Genomic DNA, 19,184 nt, shown 5'->3' on the forward strand with positions numbered 1-19,184 from the left:
ACTTCAGCTTGAGTTCATCGGCAGCATGACGCACATACTGGTTACGGGCGGCAGCGGATTCATCGGAAAACACCTCGTCTCTGCGCTGATCGCGCGAGGTCGGCAGGTGAGGGTGCTCGATCTTCAGCCACCCCCTCGCGCGTTGCCTCAGGTTCAGTACGTCAGGGGATCGGTGCTTGATCGGGACCTGGTTGACCGCGCGATGGACGGGGTCGACGAGGTCTACCACTTGGCCGGCTTGCCGGGGATGTGGCTGCCGCGGAAGGCCGATTTTCACACCGTCAACTTCGGCGGCACCGAGATCGTCATTGAGACGGCGCGCAAGCGCGGCATAAACCGCTTCCTGCACTGCTCGACGGAATCCATTCTGTTCCGTGCCTCGCCATCGGCGGTTCCTGTCGCTGACGATGCGCTCCTGCCGGACGACATGCCGGGTCCATACACGCGCTCGAAAATGCTCGCCGACCGGTTCGCTATGCAGGCGGCCGCATCCGGATACCCGGTGGTTATCGGCTGTCCCACCATGCCCGTCGGGCCTTATGACCATAACGTTACCCCGCCGACGGCGATGCTGCGGTATTTTCTCAACCGACGTCTCCAATTGCATCTTGATTTTGTCGTGAACCTCGTCGATGTGCGCGACGCCGCCGAAGGGCTGATCTTTGCCATGGAGCGCGGACACGCTGGACATCGCTACGTTCTCGGTGGCGAAAGCATGCCGCTAAGACGGATTCTCGAACTCATAGCTGATATCAGCGGCCGTCGCATCCGCTGCATTCAAGTGAACGGCAAGGTCGCCGAAATGGTTACTGCAACGCTGGAGTTCATCGCCGATCACGTGACGCGCCGGCCTCCGTCCGGTACGGCCGAGGGCGTTCGTATCGCATTGCGGGCGGGGGCATTGTCGATCGAAAAAGCGCAACGAGAGCTGGGTTATGCGCCGGGTCCCGTCGAGCCCGTATTGCGTGAAACCATTGCGCATCTGCTTGGTGCCGGCCACAACCAACCTGAATGGGACTCAGTGCCGAGCACTCGTTTCACGTCGAGCGCCTGTTCGGCGGTAGATCCAATCGCTTAAGATGGTCCGCGACATGCTGAACGATCCTGGTCAATGGTTGGCTTTCGCCTTGAGTGGCTGGACCACTACCTGGCCGACACAGTTGCTCGCCATCATCTGGATTTTGTGGGTCACGAGCTGGGTTTTGGCGTCGTTCTGGTCCGGTCAAACGAAGAAACACGTGATGACCTGGGACTCGCTCAAATACCGCTTTCCCATTCTCGTAGGGGCCATTCTTTTCCTGCCATTGACCGGCAAGGTCCTGGGCGAAAAGCCGCTCTGGCAGTTCGGCAGCCTTGGCATCTACGTGCTGGCGTGCCTTGTCCTTGCGGGGATCTCATTCACATGGTGGGGGAGAATTCATCTCGGACGATTCTGGTCGAACGCGATCACGCACAAGGAAGGCCATCAGGTCATCGACACCGGCCCCTACGGGATGGTGCGCCACCCGATCTATACGGGGCTTATCGCCGGGATGCTGGTGACGGGCATAGCGGTCGGAACAGTGACCGCGATGCTGGGTGCGGCGCTGATCTCGCTCGGGATGGGGTTGAAGGCCCGCATGGAGGAGGGCTTCCTCACGGCGGAACTCGGTGCGGATGCCTATGGATCGTATTGCCGTCGCGTTCCGATGCTGATTCCGTTCCTGCCGCGCACCTGACGTCGCTCTGCACCTACCGTTTCCGTCGCGACGCCGCTGATGGCGCGACAGGTGGAGCAAGACGTCGCGGAACCAGGACGCGTTGGCCAACTGACAGCGGTGCACTGTCGGAATGCTGATTGGCCTGGGTAAGTGACCACAGCGGTACATGGTTCAGTGCCGCTAGCTTCTGCAAGGTATCGCCCGGACGGGCGAGTTGCTGCGTGCCGCTGTCCCACAGCTCCAGCGGGGCATCAGGAGGAACGACGTAGCGCAGCGGCACCGCCTCTCCTTTGGCCGGCGTCGTCGCAAGTTGCGCAATTGCAGTCACCACTTGCTCGTGGATGGAATCCATCTTGTCGATGTTGATGTGGGTGACTTCCCCGTGCTCCTTCAAATCGAAGCTCGCGTAGTGACCCTGGTAACCCTGCTCCGCCACCACATCGCCGCCGCCCAATATGCTGTCGGACAGGAAAATGTTGATGTAACGCTCGACGTTCAGCGGCACCTTCGGGGTTGCCTGAGCCGGATCAATCGTGACCACAAGGCTTACCTGTATGTTTTCGGACTTCAGCATGCCGGCAAACGTCAAGGCGCACAGTCCGCCCATCGAATGACCGATCAGGACGATCGGAGCAGGATCGTTCCGGAAATCGCGGATCGCCTGATCCGCAATCAGCCGGCAAATCGTGAATTCGTAGACGTCGGCCCGGATACCGGCTTCCTGGAGACGATTGGTCAGGCGGTCCATCCCGCGCGAAAAGATCGGGCCGAGCGCGCCGCGGAACAGGTAGACGCGCGCCTGCGGCTGGGTCGCGGCTGGCGGCGTGTCGGGAGCGACGGTTGCGATAGCATTGGTCGTGCGTGCGACCGGATCGGCGACCGCCAGATTGCAAACGGCCGACAAGATGCAGACGGAAAGGACTGCACGGATCACCACGGCTGCAACCAGCGTCGGACTTCTCATGTACATTCCGCTCGCGATTAAGGCGTAGAGGTGCCGGACCTTGAATGCCGGCCGGCCACGCCACCCGGCGCTTCTAGCGGGTGATCTATCGTCGAGGAATTGGCAGAATTTGCGGCGCTCGTAGCTTCGGCGACGGCGTTCGAACTACTAACGTACCGCCGCGGCGCTTGCCGTGCCGGGCCTCGCCGCGCTTGCCGCTTCAGGCTGCCGCGGCTTCCGCGCCCCCGAAGCTGGTACAGATCGGCCGAAGACGACAGCGTCGATCTCGCTTATCACCTTCTGCTGCATGATCAGGTTCTTTTCGATGGACATGTGCCCGACGCCAGGCACGTTCTGCACGTTCACATTCTCGAGCTTGCCCTGGAATTGTCCGGTTTTCTGAACCGGCGTGCCGGCGCCGTTGGCGATGTAGAAGTTTACATAGCGTCCCACCCGTCCCGAGAGGCTGGTGCGAAACACCGAATCCAGGCCGATGGCGAGCTTCACGGGGGCGCCAAGCTGATCCAGCTTGGCGACCATGTCGGGAAGCGCGGTCGCGCCCGAGGAATGCCCGACCAGAATGATCGTCTTGATCCTGCCACTCTTGTAGCCGGCGGCGGCTTCGTCGGCGAGCGACGACCAGGAGGCAAAGTTCGCGACAGTGACCGGGATGCCCTGCGCCCGCAGCTTTACCGCAATATCATCGAGGCCCAGGGAGAAAATATTGAGCACGCCGCGGAGCAGGTAGACATGAGCAGTCGAGGCTGCCGACGCGGAACTCCTTGCCTGCGTGGGGCTTGCGCCGATCGCCAGCAGCAATGCCGCGATAGCTATCACGTGCAGTCTACGCAACGATGCCAGGCAGAGAAAGGGTAACCAGCCGACAGTTCCGATATCACCGCGATATGGCTTCATTGCGCTCCTCGAAGGGCTGCGAAGTGCTTCGCCGGGCGACCGTAGCGCCCGCGCGCTTGGAACTGCAATAAACGTGGCGTGAGCGGCCGCAATTTACCAACACGACGTGTCTCCGCCGCAACACTGGTTTCCAACCCCTCAATGGTTTGCGCTAGCCGCCCGGTACCGAAGCGCAACAGACGACTATAATCAGAAGTCAAAAGCAGAAATTGAAATGAGGGAACCCACCAGACTCAGTTAGATTCCGTGCAGCTTGAATTTGGCAGGGGGCACTGATGCCATACTTCAACTTTGATCTCGTCATCGGCGCGGAGGTCAAAAACCAGGGCGGCATGTATCTCGAAAACACAGAAAACGCGATCGATAAGGCCGAAAGCCTCGCGAGCGAGCTTTGCATCGTTCGCCCCGAGCTGCGTTCCACCGGATGTGCTGTGCGTGTCACCGATGGAGACTGTAACGAGCTCTACCGTACTCCGGTCGACCTTATCGGCCGTGGATGAAATCGTCCCGTGGCGCACGATGCGTCGTAGGCGCACGGTCGAATTGGTCTGAAGTGTAGACTACTGCAAGGGCAGTAGTTGAGTTGGTGGCGATTTGTTACCGAGGGGGCAGTTCGTTCGGTCTTTGGCGGACGGGTTCTGCGCTGTAGATTCGTTGGAATGGTTCGGATCAGATGCCGATGACTCGGTCGTGCTCGTAAACTCGGCCAGGTCGGCATTCGATGACGATTCCACGTAGCTGACAACGGCGAACGTAAGGGCGAACAGGGTGAAAAGCCCGACCACCGCTATGGTGCCCATTCCCTGCCAATCGATTTGGCTGTTGAATAATGGCATGGCTCGTCTCCCGAAGCCGGGTTTGCGACGGCCTTAAATCAACTCGCGATTCTCAGATGTGAGCTGCCTCACGTCTCACGTGCACTTGATGCCGAGACAGAACGCCGGACGTCTTTTGCTTGGGCTAGTCCGTCGTGCAATGCGCATCACTGGTCTTATGGCTTGATCCCGATCTTCTCTCTGATGGCGCCGAGCTCGGCCTCGTCCCAGATGCCGATCAGCACGCCGTTCTTTACCTGCAGTTGCTGGGCGGCATAGGCGGCGATCTTCGCGTTCGGCGTGGAGATGTGCATCTTCGGGTGCAGCGCCCAATCGAACAGCTCCGCCTGCAGCCGCGCCACGATATCGGCGCAGGCGGGATCGGCGCCGCGATCGACAAATTCCTGCGGATCGGTTTCGAGGTCGTAGAGCATCGGGCGGAATCCGGACGCGTGAATGTATTTCCAGCGGCCGTCGAACACCATGAACAGCCGGCAGCGCTCGATCGGCTGGTTCAGCATCACGCGGACGTCCTGCATGGCGTAGTCGTATTCGGAGAACGCCACCTTGCGCCAATCGGCAGGCCGCGCGCCGTGCAGCAGCGGCACCAGCGAGCGTCCCTCCAGGATATGATCCGGCGGCGTGGCGCCGAAATAGTCGATGAAGGTCGGCGCCAGGTCGATCGCTTCGACCAGCGCATCGCTGACCGTGCCGCGCGTGGCATCGGCGGCAGGCGAGGGATCGATCACGATCAGCGGGATTTTCGCCGATTGCTCGTGGAACAGGTCCTTCTCGCCCATCCAGTGATCGCCGAGATAGTCGCCATGGTCCGACGTGAACACGATCATCGTGGTCTCGAGCAGGCCGCGCGCTTCGAGGAATTGCATCAAGACGCCCATCTGGTCGTCGATCTGCTTGATCAGGCCCATATAGGTCGGAATGACCTTTTCGCGCGCCTCGTTGCGCGACATGTTGCGGGAATAGCGCATGTCCATATAGGCGGCGAACACCGGATGCGCGTTGGCGCGTTCCTCCTGCGAGCGGATCACCGGCTGCACGTCCTGTGGCCCGTACATGCTGGCGTAGGGCTCCGGCGCGATATAGGGCCAGTGCGGCTTGATGTAGGACAGATGCAGGCACCATGGCCTTCCGTCGTCCTCGGCTTCCGCGATGAACTCCATCGCGCGACGCGTCATGTAGGGCGTCTCGGAATGCTCGTCCGGCACCCGCGCGGCCTTGTCGGCGTGAACCAATAACCAGCCGTTCTGCAGGCTACCGTCCTCGGCCGCGCCGGAATTGGCCCAGTGCTCCCAGGGATTGGGCGCGTCATAGCCATGCTGGCGCAGATAATTGTCGTAGGCCGGGCGCGGCCGTCCCGTCGGATGCAGGCCGTCGTCGCGCTCATAAGGCTCGAACCCGCATTCCGACACATGCACGCCGATGATCGAGTCGGCGGGGATGCCGAGGCTCTTCAGCCCTTCGAGGTCGGGCGCCATGTGCGTCTTGCCGACCAGCACGTTGCGGACGCCGATCTTCTTCAGGTGATCGCCGAGCGTCGGTTCGCCCACCCGCAGCGGCCAGCCGTTCCAGTGCGAGCCGTGCGAGCGCATGTAGCGGCCGGTATAGAACGACATCCGCGACGGCCCGCAGATCGGCGACTGCACATAGGCGTTGGAGAACAACACGCCGCGCTTGGCCATCGCGTCGATGTTCGGCGTCCTCAGCACAGGGTGGCCGGTGCAGCCGAGATAATCGTAGCGAAGCTGGTCGCACATGATCCAGAGCACGTTCTTTGCAGGCGTTTTGGCTGTCATCTCAGGCATTTCGGCTGGCGTTGGGAGGGGGCCGGATGGTGCGATATGTCAGCGCAAATGACAATCGAGCGGGCGGCCAAACCACCGGGTCGGCCTTCCGATCCCGGAGGCGTTAACGTTTGGATAGCGCCATTTCTCGCAATTGAATGACGATCCACGGTTGCGCGTTAGCCTTACCGGCAGTTTGGCCGGCGGCCTTAACCCCTGAACCGGCATGTTGGATTAAATTGGGACGTTAGAAAAACCGGATCCCAAGCGATGCGCATTGGCGTCACACTGGCACTTTTCATCGCGACGAATTCGACCGCCTTTGCCGGCGGCGGCTTCGAGATCGTGATTCCGGGCCGTCCCGGCGTTCCCGTCATCATTAACGGCGTCGATGCATCCTATGCGGTGGTCGAGGGTGACTGGGGCCTCGGCAAGGGCACCCATGTCGAGCCGACCATCTATGGTGGCCGCTATGTCGATCCGGTCCCGCGCGTCGGTCATTATTATCCGAGCGCCGGCCGCATGCCCGGTTACGGGCGCCTGGAAATCGAGCCGCCGGCGAACCGCCGCTTGCCGCAACCGGCTGAGAGCTACCATCAGTCCTGGTCGGCGCAGTCGGCGCCGCTGCCGGCGCAGTCCAACGTGCCCGTCGATCCGCCCGAAATCATCTACGCGCCGCGCGATGACAGGCGATGGCCGCATCACCTTCCACGTTAAGAAGACCAAGCAAATACGAACAGGAGAGAGTAATGCGTCAGATACTTAAAGGATTGATCGCGGCAGTGGCCGTCATGGCTGCAGCCCCCGCGATGGCCTGCGGTTACGCCCCGTGCGCAGCGCCGGTCTATGTCGCACCGGCCGTGAGCTACGGCTATGTGGGCTGCGGTCCCTGCGGCGGCTGGGTCCGCGAGCGTCTGCCTGATCCGGAGCAGCAGTATTATTATATCAACCAGGGCCCGACCTATACCGGTCCGGGCAACTTCGCGCCGTATCCGGTCTACCGCGAAGGCTCGATCTCCGGTTATGGCTATGGCTACAACCGCCGCTATTACCACCGCAACGGTTACCGTTACACGGGGCGTTACTACCACGGTCGGCCCGTACTGCGCCGCTATTACTGATACAGCGGTAGTTTGAAAGCTTCAGCGCCCGTTCGCTTCCCGCGAGCGGGCGTTGTTCATTTCATCAGTCCGAGACGGCTCGCGCCGATATAGAGCGCGAGCACCGCGGCGTTCGACACGTTCAGGCTCTTGATCTCGCCGGGCATGTCGAGCCGCGCCACGGCGCGGCAGGTTTCGCGGGTCAGTTGCCGCAGGCCCTTGCCCTCGGCGCCCAGCACCAGCGCCAGCGGTTGCTGCAAGGGTACGGCGGCGAGGTCCTCGGTCCCCTCGCTGTCGAGCCCGACCGTCAAGAAGCCGCGGTCGTTCAGTTCGGTGAGCGCGCGGGCGAGATTTTGCACCGTGACCAGCGGCACCAGCTCCAGCGCGCCGGAGGCGGATTTCGCCAGCACGCCGGTGGCCTCCGGGCTGTGGCGGGCGGTGGTGACGATCGCTTTCACCGCAAAGGCCGCCGCCGAGCGCATGATGGCGCCGACATTGTGCGGATCGGTGATCTGGTCGAGCACCAGCACGATGCCATCCTGCGGCAGCGTATCGATATCGGGCGAGGGCAGGGGATCGGCCTCCGCCAACAGCCCCTGGTGCACGGCGTCCGGACCGAGCCGCTGGTCGATCGCGTTCGGCCGCACGATTTCCGGGGCAACGCGGGTATCGATATTCTCGTCCGCCAGCCGCCGGGCGGCGTTTTCGGTCAGCAACAGCTTTCGGATCCGCCGTTCCGGGTTGGCTAGCGCAGCCGAGACCGTGTGCCAGCCATAGAGAATCGCCGGCCCGTCGGAGCTTGTTTCCCGGTCGCGCCGGCCCGGCGGACGGGCGAATTTCCGCCCTTTTTCGAAGGGTTTGCCGCCGCCGCGGCGGAACGGCGGTTTTCGGTCGCGATCGCTCATGGGGAGCTTGTGTCACGGGGGGCCGAATATGGCAATTTGGCCTGATCGAACCTATTTTTGGTGGTCCGCATTGGTTGACTTTGCCACCCCCATTCGCCCATAAACGCGCCGGTCGCAGCCGGTTCGATCCGCGCTTTCGGCCTCAGCGTCATCCTTGGGTCCGGTCCTCCGCCACTCGGGCGGTCGGTTCGGTGACGCTGTTGGACGGGGAAGTGTCCCGAGTGGCAAAGGGAGCTGACTGTAAATCAGCCGCCGTATGGCTTCGAAGGTTCGAGTCCTTCCTTCCCCACCATCCTGATTTTATTCAGGATTTTCTATAGAAGTGCCTGTCTATTTTTCTTGCGGAATCTCGTTTCCCTGCCCTGGGGTGCGGGCTGGGGTATGGTGATCGTTCCGCTTGAAAGTGGCGCAGTCTCCAAAGGGGAGTTATTGGCGACGCTGTCTGGGTGTTGGAGAGAATCGGGGACTTCAGTATCTGGTTGTTTCGTGCTCAACTCTCGCGCGTGGGCCGGGGGGCGTGATGAGTCTGGGGCAAGCTTACGTTCATCTGAAGCCGCGTTCGGCGTTTGCGTCGGCGATGTGGCGTTCACCGGGACAGCTCGCGAAGAAAACGGCAGTAAAGGCGGTACGCGAGAAGCGTCGGTCGCAACAGCTCACCCCTAGCCGCACCTTTCCTCTTCCTCTCATGTGGCGTGGCCGCTGGAGCGAGCGTTCCGATTTTGCCTCCAGTGCTCACACTTCAGTGCGCCCGATTTCGATTGATGGCGAACTGAGGAGCCGGCGATTTCTTGCTTGGGCTCGATCGGAAAGGCGCAAACGCAAACTGCAACACAGCTCTCGCTTCGGCGCCGTGGGCCAACATCGATTATCAATAAAACCTAGATCGGCGGCAGTGTCTCTGTCGTGGTGCGTGCCGGAACGTAGCATTGGCTCTACAGCCTATGTCACTTTGTGATGATCCAGCAATCCCATGGACAAACGCTCATTAAGCGAACGAGATATCTGCACGAAGTTCATTACGCCTGCGCTACGCGAAGCAGGGTGGGACGAAATGCTGCAAATTCGCGAGGAGGTCGGCTTTACCAAAGGCCGCATTATCGTGCGCGGCAAACTGGTCACGCGTGGGAAGGCCAAGCGCGCTGATTATATCCTCTACTACAAGCCGAACATCCCGCTGGCGCTGATCGAGGCCAAGGATAATTCTCACAGCGTCGGCGACGGCATGCAGCAGGCGCTGGACTACGCTGCCACGCTCGATATCCCCTACGTGTTCACCTCGAACGGTGACGGATTTGTTTTCCACGACCGCACCGGCGGAAGCACGCCGCGCGAGGCGAATCTTGGTCTCGCAGCCTTCCCGTCGCCGGCCGATCTGTGGGCGCGCTATCGTGTCTGGAAGGGCCTGGACGCTGAAGCCGAACGGATTGTGCTTCAGGACTATTTCGACGACGGCAGTGGCAAGGTTCCGCGCTATTATCAGGTTAACGCCGTCAACGCCGCGATCGAAGCCATCGCCAAGGGCCGCGACCGCGCGCTGCTGGTCATGGCGACCGGCACCGGCAAGACCTATACGGCGTTCCAGATCATCTGGCGGCTGTGGAAGGCAGGGCGCAAGAAGCGCATCCTGTTCCTCGCCGACAGAAACGTACTGATCGACCAGACGATGGTGAATGATTTCCGCCCGTTCGGCGCGGTAATGGCGAAACTATCGACTAACGCAAAGACCATCGAGCGGCAGGACGGCACGACCGTCGATCTACCGCTGGCGCTCGATAAGAAGCGGCGTATTGACACCGCTTTCGAGGTCTATCTCGGGCTCTATCAGGCGATCACGGGGCCGGAGGAGCGTCAGAAGCTCTATCGTGAGTTCTCGCCCGGCTTCTTTGACCTGATCGTGATCGACGAATGTCATCGTGGCAGCGCGGCCGAGGATTCGGCCTGGCGGGAAATCCTCACGCACTTTTCCGGCGCGACACAGATCGGCCTCACCGCCACGCCGAAGGAAACCGAATACGTCTCCAACACCGACTATTTCGGCGAGCCGGTCTTTACCTATTCGTTGAAGCAGGGGATCAGCGATGGTTTCCTCGCACCCTACAAGGTCATCAAAGTTCACATCGATCGTGACGTGGAAGGCTATCGCCCCGAACTCGGTCAGCTCGACCGAAACGGAAACGAGGTCGAAGACCGCATCTACAACGCCAAGGATTTCGACCGGAACATCGTGCTCGATGATCGCACGGTGCTGATTGCCAAGAAGATCACCGAGTTCCTCAAGGAAAGCGGCGACCGCTTCCAGAAGACCATCGTGTTCTGTGTCGATGAGGAGCACGCGGCGCGTATGCGGCAGGCGCTCGTCAACGAAAACGCCGATGTGGTCGCTGAGAACCAACGCTACGTCATGCGCATTACCGGCAGCGACAAGGAAGGCCAGGACCAACTCGGTAACTTTATTGATCCGGAATCGAGATATCCCGTACTGGTGACGACCTCGCGACTTCTTTCGACCGGCGTTGATGCGCAGACTTGTCGGCTGATCGTACTGGATCGCGCAGTCGGCTCGATGACCGAGTTCAAGCAGATCGTCGGGCGCGGCACCCGTGTTCACGAGGACACGAAGAAGTTCTTCTTCACGTTGATCGATTTTCGCGGCGCGACTAGCCATTTTGCCGATCCGGATTTCGACGGCGATCCGGTGCAGATTTACGAGCCGGGTGACTGCGATCCGGTCGCCCCGCCCGACAAAGCGCCGGAGGACGATGATGCTATCCCGCCAACCCTGGGCGAGGACGAAATCTTGGTCGATCAACCGGGCTTGTCGCTGCCGCTTCATGATGGTGACGGACAAAAGGTTTATGTCGATGGCGTTAGCGCCCGCATCGTTGCCGAGCGCGTGGAATACCTCGACGAAAATGGCAAACTTGTCACCGAATCACTGCGTGATTTCACCAAGACGGCACTGAAGAAGCGCTTCGCCAGCCTCGACGATTTCCTAAAACGCTGGAGATCGACCGAACGCAAGCAGGCGATAATCGAGGAGCTGGAAACTGAAGGTCTCGCGCTCGACACGATTGCAGAGGAGCTCGGTAAGAACCTTGATCCCTTTGATCTGATTTGCCATGTCGCGTTTGACAAGAAACCGCTGACGCGGCGCGAACGGGCCGACAATGTCAAGAAGCGTGATGTTTTCACAAAATACGGCCCACAAGCGCGTGCCGTGCTCAATGCTTTGCTCGACAAGTATCGGGACGACGGAGTGCTTAATCTCGATGACACTAACGTGCTGAAGGTGACGCCATTCACCACGATGGGCAGCGTCGTCCAACTCATCAACGCGTTCGGCGGCAGGGAAGGCTTCGAGCAAGCCGTCCACGAGATGCAAGATGCGATTTATCAGGAAAGCGCTTAGTTTATGCCTATTGCTGCACTCAATGAGCAGATTGTTTTTGTACGTCTTGAATTGTCGCCTGCTGAGATTCCGGGGCTACGGGAAAGGCACGCCAAGAAATATCCCGGTGCGGCTGCACTCGAACAACGTGGTGCCGCACTCATCAGAGCGGGCGTTCAGGTCGTCGAAGCTAGGGAGTTCGTCGAGGCCGTGGTTCGTTGGGGACGCGGACAACGTTTTGTTGGGCGGCTGCTGAACCAAAACACGGCCGAGCAAATTGCGAGTGCCCTCCAAGAATCAAGTGCTCTTTTGAAGATCGGGCAGGCGGCCGCCGCAGTCTCTCGGCTTCAACAGCTGAGATACCTCGGGCAGTCATTTGCTTCGAAGATCGCACGGTTTATGAATCCCGCCGTCGCGGTCATTCTTGATGAGGTGATTCGCGGGGCGCTAGGCTACCGAGAAAATCGAGACGGCTACCAAGAGTTCCTCGACGATTGCCGGGCCAGTCTGGCACTGCTAGCACCCCATCATTCTCAGCTTCGGGTTTGCGACGTTGAGGCCGCTGTCTTTGCGAAAATCCAGGATTACTGAATGATCGTTCGTACCACCGTCAAATCGATTCAGGATATCATGCGCCAAGACGTGGGCGTCGATGGCGATGCACAGCGCATCAGCCAGCTCACCTGGCTGTTCTTTCTCAAGATCATCGACGATCAGGATCAAGAACTCGACCTAACTAAGGATGGCTATCGCTCGCCGATTCCGAAGAAATTCCAATGGCGCAATTGGGCGGCGGACCCCGAGGGCATCACCGGGCAGGCGTTGCTCGATTTCGTCAATGACGAGCTGTTCCCTGCGCTGAAGGATCTGAAGCCCACCGGCAAACCCGGAGACCGTCGCCGCGTAGTGCGCGACGTGTTTGAGGATGCTTACAACTACATGAAATCTGGTCACCTTATCCGGCAGGTGATCAACAAGATTAGTCAGATCGATTTCAACAACCTCGACGAGCGGCGGCACTTCGGCGAGTTCTACGAACAACTGCTCAACGATCTGCAATCGGCTGGCAATGCGGGCGAATATTACACGCCCCGCGCCGTCACCGCCTTCATGGTTGACCGCATCGACCCGCATCCGGGAGAAATCCTGTTCGATCCCGCCTGCGGCACGGGCGGCTTCCTGTCCTGCGCGATCCGCCACATGGAGAACAACGGTTACGTCAAGACGCCGAAGCAGCGCGAGAAAATGGAAGATGCTTTGCGCGCAGTAGAAAAGAAGCAGCTCCCGCACATGCTCTGCGTCACCAACATGCTGCTGCACGGCATCGAGGACCCAAGCTTCGTGCGCCACGACAACACGCTGGCCCGGCCGCTTATTTCGTGGAGCAAGGACGAGCGCGTCGATATCGTCGTGACCAACCCGCCCTTCGGGGGTCGCGAGGAAGATGGCATTGAGAACAATTTTCCGACTTTCCGCACTAAGGAAACGGCGGATTTGTTCCTCGCGCTCATCGTGCGCCTATTGAAGCCGAGCGGGCGCGCAGCCGTGGTGCTGCCCGATGGCACGCTGTTCGGAGAGGGCATCAAGACGCGACTCAAGGATCATCTGATGGAGGAGTGTAACCTCCACACTATCGTCCGCCTGCCCAATTCCGTGTTCAAACCCTATGCCTCGATCGGCACCAATCTTCTTTTCTTCGAGAAGGGCACGCCCACTAAGGAAATCTGGTTCTTCGAACATCGCGTGCCTGAGGGGCAGAAAGCCTATTCGATGACCAAGCCGATCCAACTCCAGCATTTTCAAGAGTGCATCAACTGGTGGGGCGGCAAGGATCGGAAAGGTCGAGAGGAGACGCCGCAGGCGTGGCGTGTCACCGCTGAGGAGGTAAAGGCGCGCGGCTACAATCTCGACATCAAGAACCCGCACGCGGTGGCCGACGATCACGGCGACCCGAAAACCCTGCTGGCCGATCTGGTACGCGCCGAGACCGAGACGGCAGGCTTACGTGACCAATTGAAGGCGATCCTCGCCGAGGCGCTCGCGCGATGAATGCTGAACGCTTGCTGACACACTACGAGCAGATCGCCGACGCGCCCGACGCGATTGCCCGCCTGCGCCGCTTCATTCTCGATCTGGCCGTACGCGGCAAACTCGTGCCGCAAGACCCGACCGACGAACCGGCGTCGGAACTGCTGAAGAGGATCGCGGAGGAGAAAGCGCGACTGGATCGGAAGGAGCGTACCAAACGAGAGCCGAAAAACTTCAATGGCGGTGACGAGCCCATCCAAATGCCGAAAGGTTGGGCGTTGGCCCCTCTGGCCGATCTAGTCACAGTACTAAATGGTCGTGCTTACAAACAGAACGAACTGTTGAGCGCAGGAACACCAGTTCTGCGGGTAGGCAATCTTTTTACGTCCGACAAATGGTATTATTCGACGTTGCAACTCGACGAAGACAAGTATTGCGCAAAGGGCGATCTTATTTTCGCTTGGTCAGCTTCGTTTGGTCCGTTCATTTGGGACGGTGAGAAGGTGATCTATCACTATCACATTTGGAAGCTTCCGCTTCACAGCGAATCCGACCTCAACAAGCGGTATCTCTACAATTTTCTTCTCCAGAAGACTCGCGAGATCAAAGAAGCCGGGCACGGCATTTCAATGGTCCATATGACCAAGGAGAAGATGGAGAAACTCGTAGTTCCCGTCCCACCCCTCGCCGAACAGCACCGCATCGTCGCCAAAGTCGATGAGTTGATGGCCTTGTGCGACCGGCTCGAGGCGGCGCGGGAAAGCCGGGAGGCTGTACGCGACCGGTTCGCAGCGGCGACATTTGCTCGACTCGACGCGCCCTATCCCGAGATCGTTCAGGCAGACGCCCGCTTTGCGCTCGACGCTCTCCCGGCGCTCACCGCTCGCGCCGACCAGATCAAGCAATTGCGCCAGACCATCCGCAACCTTGCCGTCCGCGGCAAGCTGGTACCGCAAGATGCGAACGACGAACCGGCGTCGGTGCAATACGATGCTCCAGAGCTTGAAGGTCGACTGGATACTGAAATCCCGCCCAACTGGCGATGGGTTCGAGTTGAAGATGTAGCGGAGGCCCGACTTGGGAAGATGCTCGACAAAGCCAAGAACAAAGGACGACCATACCCGTATCTGCGTAATACGAATGTCCATTGGTTCGACATTCGGCTCGATGACCTGAAAACCATTCCACTCGATGATGCCGAATTTGAAGAGTACCAGCTGAAGAGAGGCGACGTTCTGATTTGCGAGGGCGGACACGGGATCGGGCGAACAGCGGTTTGGGGTGGCGGCTTCGAGAATCTGGTTTTCCAGAAGGCGCTACACCGGGTAAGGCCGAGCGCGCATCTTGATTCCCGTTTCTTTGCAAATTGCTGCTCCGTGTATTTCGACGCCGGAATCATGCAAACGTACTTCACGGGCGTCGGTATTCCGCACTTCACCGGAAAAGCGCTTGCCAAATTGGTATTCCCCCTTCCACCAATCGCCGAGCAGCGTCGCATCGTCGCTAAGGTCGATGCGCTGATGGCGCTTTGTGAACGGCTAGAGGCGAGCCTCACCGCCACCGTCGTCACCCGTCGTTGCCTGCTCGACGCGCTGCTGGCCGAAGCGCTGACGCCGGCTGAGGATCGCGAACTGGAGGCGGCGGAATGAGCCGCCTTCCTGTCAAACCTCGTCGTATCTGGCTACGCTCATTTTATGAGTTTAGTCCTGAGGAGGACGGCTACATCGGCTGGACTGAGGAAGGCCCCCATGACCGAATGCTCGGGCTGATCGAGGATGGCTTTGCGTTTCGAGGACAGCCGAAGCCACCGTTCGACAAGTCTGTGTTGTTGAAGATCGGGGTGACGAACGATTCGGAGCGGAGGGCCGACTCAGGGGCCGGGACTCAGTAAATGTCAGTCATTCCGACGATGTCCTCCTCCTCTTCGCCCTCATCCAGGTGGTCTAGATCGTCGAAATCAACCTCCTCGATTGCTTCGCGCATGCGCCTCACCCGTTCGTTCTGATTTCGCAGGCTGCGCAATATCGTGGCGATGGAGGCATAGCCCCGCGAGATGTCCAGGAACTGTACGCGCTTGGCCCGCAGGAGCGCGAAGTATGAATCGTGGACGATAAAGCCATCATTGACTCCGGGAAGAAACCCTTGGCTGACGGCCTCGTAGGCGTAGAGCCACATAGGGCTGCGCAAGCCATCCGATGTCAGCGATCTGTCCCAAAGAGTGCGGTCGATATTCCCCTTCACAAAGCCCCGAGCGCCGAGGCAGACGACGAGAAGTGCGACAAAGGCGTTCTCGATTGAGAATAGCGGCGCCAACCGGTGGGCCGAAATGCGCAGGTCGAGGCGGAGCATCAGGAAAAGAAGCCAGATGATCTCGCCGGTGCGGTTGGCGCGCGCCAAGACGGGGATTCGGTACTCGATAAACTCCGCGAGGGTCTCAATCTGCACGTCCCCGCGGGCCACTTGTCGCAGCAGGCACGCTTCCACCAAGAGCGAGACCAGACTTGGATTTCGACGGTAGGCATTAATCAGGCTGAATTGGAGCGGTTTCCAATCATCTGCATTGACTAGGGCCGAACGCGCGTGTTGGAGTCCGAACTTCTCCACATTCATTTCCGGGTTAGCGGCGCATACATGGGCGAGCTGATAGAGGAAATGCTGTAGCGCGCTTGCCTCAATCCGACTGCCCGGTGGGGCTGGGCGCGGCAGGTGTGCGAGAACGGCTTGCTGCCAGCCCATATTCTGACGATGCGATGTCGGGTAGATCGCGGACTTCTCGTTGTTTAGCTCAAGCTCGAAAGCGGCCACTGATTGACGCAGTGCGGCCAACAATTCTTCGCCGCTGGCCCCTTCGGGGCTGCTGAGCGTGTAATCATCGATGTAGCGGGAAGCGTCACGTTTTCCGATCCTCAAGCGCTGCTGGAGAAAAACATCGACCCCCGACGCCACTACCTCGGCGACGAGCCGCGACGTATCTGGGCCGACCGGCAGCCCAATAGTTTGACCGTCCTGAGCGTTGCGGCACAGGAGGTCGATCAAATTCCCATAGTGTTCCGTGCGGCGGTTCTTTTTGGCGAAATCCTTGCCGTGGATGGCCCAAGGGATGGCATGGGTGTAAATTGAGTGAAAAAAGGCTCGGATGTCCGCGGCGGCATATTCCTCTCGGCGCGACGAGAGATTGACACGGAAGTGGTCCCTAAGCTCAACGCTTGGGCGCATTAGGGCCCGTGATCCTGACCAGTCGAAGACGGGAGGTGAAAGCGTAACGTTGGACGCGCGGGCGATACGCCGCAGGTCAACATAGTTGTCTGCCAAGACTCTCGAAAGCAGCAGGTGGGCGACGGGATTCGGCACGCCATGCCGGCGATCCTCTTTCCCGAAGCGCGGGAAATAGAACCACGCCGGTTCGGAGACGAACGCGTAATGGTCTGGCTTTCCCCGCCGGTTGGGTGGCAGGGCATCGATCCCGGCGAGGATCGACCTGCGAGACCTAGCGAGATCTTCAGAGACAAAGCACGGTGGTAGTTCGGGCGCAAAATAGCCATGCGAGACAAGACGCCTAAGACGCTCGGATTTGGTTTTGGCACTCATTTCCGCCGACGCTCCCCCGCTTAGGATCAGTTAAGAACAGGGCGGCAGCGGTTGGCAATGCGATCGTCAGTTCTCGGCCTGTGGATAACCTGACTACGCCGACGATTCAGGAATGCCGTCGCCCAAAGTAATTTGTTGGGCCGAGCCTCCTAGCTGCAAGGCTGGTAGAAAACGAACCTCGCCGGCAACGTGGACGAAGCGATTTGCCAGTGCCCTTGGCGAATGTGGATCAGACCAATAGCTCGCCACGATGTCAGCGACCAGTTTTGGCGGGCATCCAGACAAGCGGACGAGAGCATTCGGTGGAGATTCTCAGCGGACGCGCAATGTCGGACGCGTGTCACACGAGCTTAGGAGCGGGCTGGATGCAAGAAGGTTGGTCCCTTCACACGAATTGGAACCTCCCGCGTTCCCTTGGATAAGCCGGTTCACCTGTGGCCTTCGCCGGGCACTCAAGCCTGCAGGTGACGATTGACGGCCATGGCCATCTCTTAAAAACCGACCAGCAACAAGCCGTCATGGACGGCATCGCGGCGCAGTTCGCTTCGATCAAGCCCGGTCACTCATTCCTTGATGCCGTGGCGGCCACGCCCTATTTATGGTTGTAGCCTACCGCGCGCGTTAGCCACCATCCTGAACCGAATTAGTGTGATCAAATGGACCGCCCGACGATATTTATTTCATCGACGATTTACGATTTCCGCGACATGCGGAGCGCTATCAAGGACCATTTGGAAGAGAACGGGTGCAGAGTTCTTGCCTCGGAGTACAACGATTTCACAAAGCCGCTCGATAAGCACTCCTATCAGGCCTGCCTCGACACGATCGAGCAGGCGGATGTTTTTCTGCTGTTGGTCGGAACGCGCGTCGGGGGCTGGTTTGACGCCCCCAACCGCGTCAGCATTACGCAACAGGAATACCGGACCGCGTACGAACTCGCTCAGGACGGAAAGATAAAGCTGCTCTCGTTCGTCCGTGAAGAAGTTTGGAACCATCGTCAGGGCAGCAAGGAACTATCGAAGCATCTTGAAAGCTTGTCCGAACTCGACGACGAAATTCGAAAGAAGATCAGCGCCAGGCCGACCGCTTTCGCCAGTGACAGCGATTTTATCGTATCGTTTATCGACGAAATTTCGCGAAACAAAGAAACCGCCGAGGCCGTCAAGGGACGCGGATCGATGCCGGTAGGCAACTGGGTTCACACCTTTAGCCGGTTTTCCGATATTCGCGATGTTCTCGATCCTTTGATCCTAAACGGCCTGTCCGTGCGGCACGCCGCGGGACGCAAGGCGCTGCAAAATCAGTTGCTCATCCTCCTGCGGGACGTCGTGCCTGTTATCAACGGCAAGCCCATGATTCCGGCGCCCACGATCTTGAAGCTCGCCAAGGAGATCGACCTCAAGACTGACGCTCTGACGAGTACGGTGTGGCTGACAGATCAAACGTTTGGCAGGCTGGTCTTCTTGGCGATGATTGCCCCGAACACGACCTTGAGTGAAGCGGGACTAGAAACGGCTCTGGGGTCCGATTTGCTGCTGGAATACGTTCCGGCGGAAGGCAATTTCAAGCAAACGCCCGCCTACGACCTGCTGACTGAATTGCTCGACCAGATTCGCAAGCTTGAGAAGGCGCGAACAGGATTAGGTCTCAATGAGATCATCGTTTGTGGCGCGCCCAAGAATAGGGGCACGAATAAATCGGTAACGGTTCCCACGCATCTTGTTGCCGGTGTGCTTCATATGCTTTTCCGTTGGGCCGATGTTGCTGCTCTCGCAAAAGCTCTCGCTCAAGTCTTGGACGGCAAGCCCTCAGCCGCCCTTCAACGCATGCCGCTGACGCCATTCCGCGAACAGGAAGAAGAGCTTAAGCGAGAGCAGGTGTCCCTGGAGCAAATCAGGACGTTCGTTGGACTGGAATCTAGCAGTCCCGCGGGCGAACAGCCGATGTCCGAGGTCTCTGAAAATCGCTAGCCGCGCGGTTTGCCGTCGCCCTTTTGGACA

The 19,184-nt window shown here is 59.5% G+C and carries 18 protein-coding genes and 1 tRNA gene; 13 read left to right on the plus strand and 6 right to left on the minus strand.

Features of this window, described 5'->3' with window-relative positions; translation table 11 throughout:
- Positions 1-25 precede the first annotated feature (25 nt).
- Complete coding sequence (locus V1292_RS20575) at positions 26-1,078, plus strand: NAD-dependent epimerase/dehydratase family protein (protein WP_334374522.1); 1,053 nt, start codon at positions 26-28, stop codon at positions 1,076-1,078.
- 13 nt (positions 1,079-1,091) lie between these two features.
- Positions 1,092-1,718, plus strand: coding sequence for a methyltransferase family protein (locus tag V1292_RS20580; RefSeq protein ID WP_334374523.1), 627 nt, complete (start codon positions 1,092-1,094; stop codon positions 1,716-1,718).
- 13 nt (positions 1,719-1,731) lie between these two features.
- On the opposite strand, the gene V1292_RS20585 is transcribed toward V1292_RS20580, so the two are convergent.
- Positions 1,732-2,664: a LysM domain-containing protein gene (locus tag V1292_RS20585; protein ID WP_334374524.1), complete on the minus strand. Its 933-nt coding sequence runs from the start codon at positions 2,662-2,664 to the stop codon at positions 1,732-1,734.
- Positions 2,665-2,811: 147 nt separating this feature from the next.
- Positions 2,812-3,558 carry a hypothetical protein gene (locus V1292_RS20590; RefSeq protein WP_334374525.1) on the minus strand — a complete coding sequence of 249 codons (747 nt, stop codon included), beginning with the start codon at positions 3,556-3,558 and terminating at the stop codon, positions 2,812-2,814.
- Between the two features lie 275 nt (positions 3,559-3,833).
- On the opposite strand from V1292_RS20590, the gene V1292_RS20595 reads away from it, so the two are divergent.
- A complete protein-coding gene (locus V1292_RS20595; RefSeq protein ID WP_334374526.1) occupies positions 3,834-4,058 on the plus strand; it encodes a hypothetical protein in 225 nt (74 codons plus the stop codon).
- Between the two features lie 60 nt (positions 4,059-4,118).
- On the opposite strand, the gene V1292_RS20600 is transcribed toward V1292_RS20595, so the two are convergent.
- Both V1292_RS20600 and V1292_RS20605 read right to left on the minus strand, forming a co-directional pair.
- Positions 4,119-4,394 carry a hypothetical protein gene (locus V1292_RS20600; RefSeq protein ID WP_334374527.1) on the minus strand — a complete coding sequence of 92 codons (276 nt, stop codon included), beginning with the start codon at positions 4,392-4,394 and terminating at the stop codon, positions 4,119-4,121.
- Positions 4,395-4,549: 155 nt separating this feature from the next.
- Positions 4,550-6,187: an alkaline phosphatase family protein gene (locus V1292_RS20605; protein WP_334374528.1), complete on the minus strand. Its 1,638-nt coding sequence runs from the start codon at positions 6,185-6,187 to the stop codon at positions 4,550-4,552.
- A gap of 258 nt (positions 6,188-6,445) precedes the next feature.
- Here V1292_RS20605 and V1292_RS20610 point away from each other — a divergent pair, with 258 nt between their 5' ends.
- Positions 6,446-6,892: a hypothetical protein gene (locus tag V1292_RS20610; protein WP_334374529.1), complete on the plus strand. Its 447-nt coding sequence runs from the start codon at positions 6,446-6,448 to the stop codon at positions 6,890-6,892.
- A 32-nt stretch (positions 6,893-6,924) separates the two neighbouring features.
- Positions 6,925-7,296, plus strand: coding sequence for a hypothetical protein (locus V1292_RS20615; protein WP_334374530.1), 372 nt, complete (start codon positions 6,925-6,927; stop codon positions 7,294-7,296).
- A gap of 56 nt (positions 7,297-7,352) precedes the next feature.
- On the opposite strand, the gene rlmB is transcribed toward V1292_RS20615, so the two are convergent.
- Entirely contained in the window at positions 7,353-8,180 is an 828-nt protein-coding gene (rlmB, locus tag V1292_RS20620; RefSeq protein ID WP_334374531.1) for a 23S rRNA (guanosine(2251)-2'-O)-methyltransferase RlmB, read from the minus strand.
- Between the two features lie 206 nt (positions 8,181-8,386).
- Here rlmB and V1292_RS20625 point away from each other — a divergent pair.
- The 6 genes from V1292_RS20625 (at position 8,387) to V1292_RS20650 (ending at position 15,487) form a co-directional block, all read left to right on the plus strand.
- Positions 8,387-8,472, plus strand: a tRNA-Tyr gene (locus tag V1292_RS20625).
- Positions 8,473-9,150: 678 nt separating this feature from the next.
- A complete protein-coding gene (hsdR, locus tag V1292_RS20630; protein WP_442895543.1) occupies positions 9,151-11,589 on the plus strand; it encodes an EcoAI/FtnUII family type I restriction enzme subunit R in 2,439 nt (812 codons plus the stop codon).
- 3 nt (positions 11,590-11,592) lie between these two features.
- On the plus strand, positions 11,593-12,159 hold the full coding sequence (locus V1292_RS20635) for an 8-oxoguanine DNA glycosylase OGG fold protein (protein WP_334374533.1): 567 nt from the start codon (positions 11,593-11,595) through the stop codon (positions 12,157-12,159).
- Positions 12,160-13,617, plus strand: a complete 1,458-nt coding sequence (locus V1292_RS20640; protein ID WP_334374534.1) for a type I restriction-modification system subunit M — start codon at positions 12,160-12,162, stop codon at positions 13,615-13,617.
- On the plus strand, positions 13,614-15,245 hold the full coding sequence (locus tag V1292_RS20645) for a restriction endonuclease subunit S (RefSeq protein ID WP_334374535.1): 1,632 nt from the start codon (positions 13,614-13,616) through the stop codon (positions 15,243-15,245). Before V1292_RS20640 ends, V1292_RS20645 begins: the two co-directional genes overlap by 4 nt.
- Entirely contained in the window at positions 15,242-15,487 is a 246-nt protein-coding gene (locus V1292_RS20650; RefSeq protein WP_334374536.1) for a hypothetical protein, read from the plus strand. Before V1292_RS20645 ends, V1292_RS20650 begins: the two co-directional genes overlap by 4 nt.
- On the opposite strand, the gene V1292_RS20655 is transcribed toward V1292_RS20650, so the two are convergent.
- Complete coding sequence (locus V1292_RS20655; protein ID WP_334374537.1) at positions 15,481-17,184, minus strand: RNA-directed DNA polymerase; 1,704 nt, start codon at positions 17,182-17,184, stop codon at positions 15,481-15,483. The two genes, V1292_RS20650 and V1292_RS20655, sit on opposite strands and share 7 nt — an antisense overlap.
- A gap of 464 nt (positions 17,185-17,648) precedes the next feature.
- Here V1292_RS20655 and V1292_RS20660 point away from each other — a divergent pair, with 464 nt between their 5' ends.
- The gene (locus V1292_RS20660; protein WP_334374538.1) at positions 17,649-17,792 is read left to right on the plus strand and encodes a hypothetical protein; all 144 of its coding nucleotides are present in this window, start codon (positions 17,649-17,651) and stop codon (positions 17,790-17,792) included.
- 48 nt (positions 17,793-17,840) lie between these two features.
- Positions 17,841-19,154: a DUF4062 domain-containing protein gene (locus tag V1292_RS20665; RefSeq protein WP_334374539.1), complete on the plus strand. Its 1,314-nt coding sequence runs from the start codon at positions 17,841-17,843 to the stop codon at positions 19,152-19,154.
- Positions 19,155-19,184: the final 30 nt, after the last annotated feature.

It is taken from the genome of Bradyrhizobium sp. AZCC 1719 (assembly GCF_036924525.1).
Classification (GTDB): Bacteria; Pseudomonadota; Alphaproteobacteria; order Rhizobiales; family Xanthobacteraceae; genus Bradyrhizobium.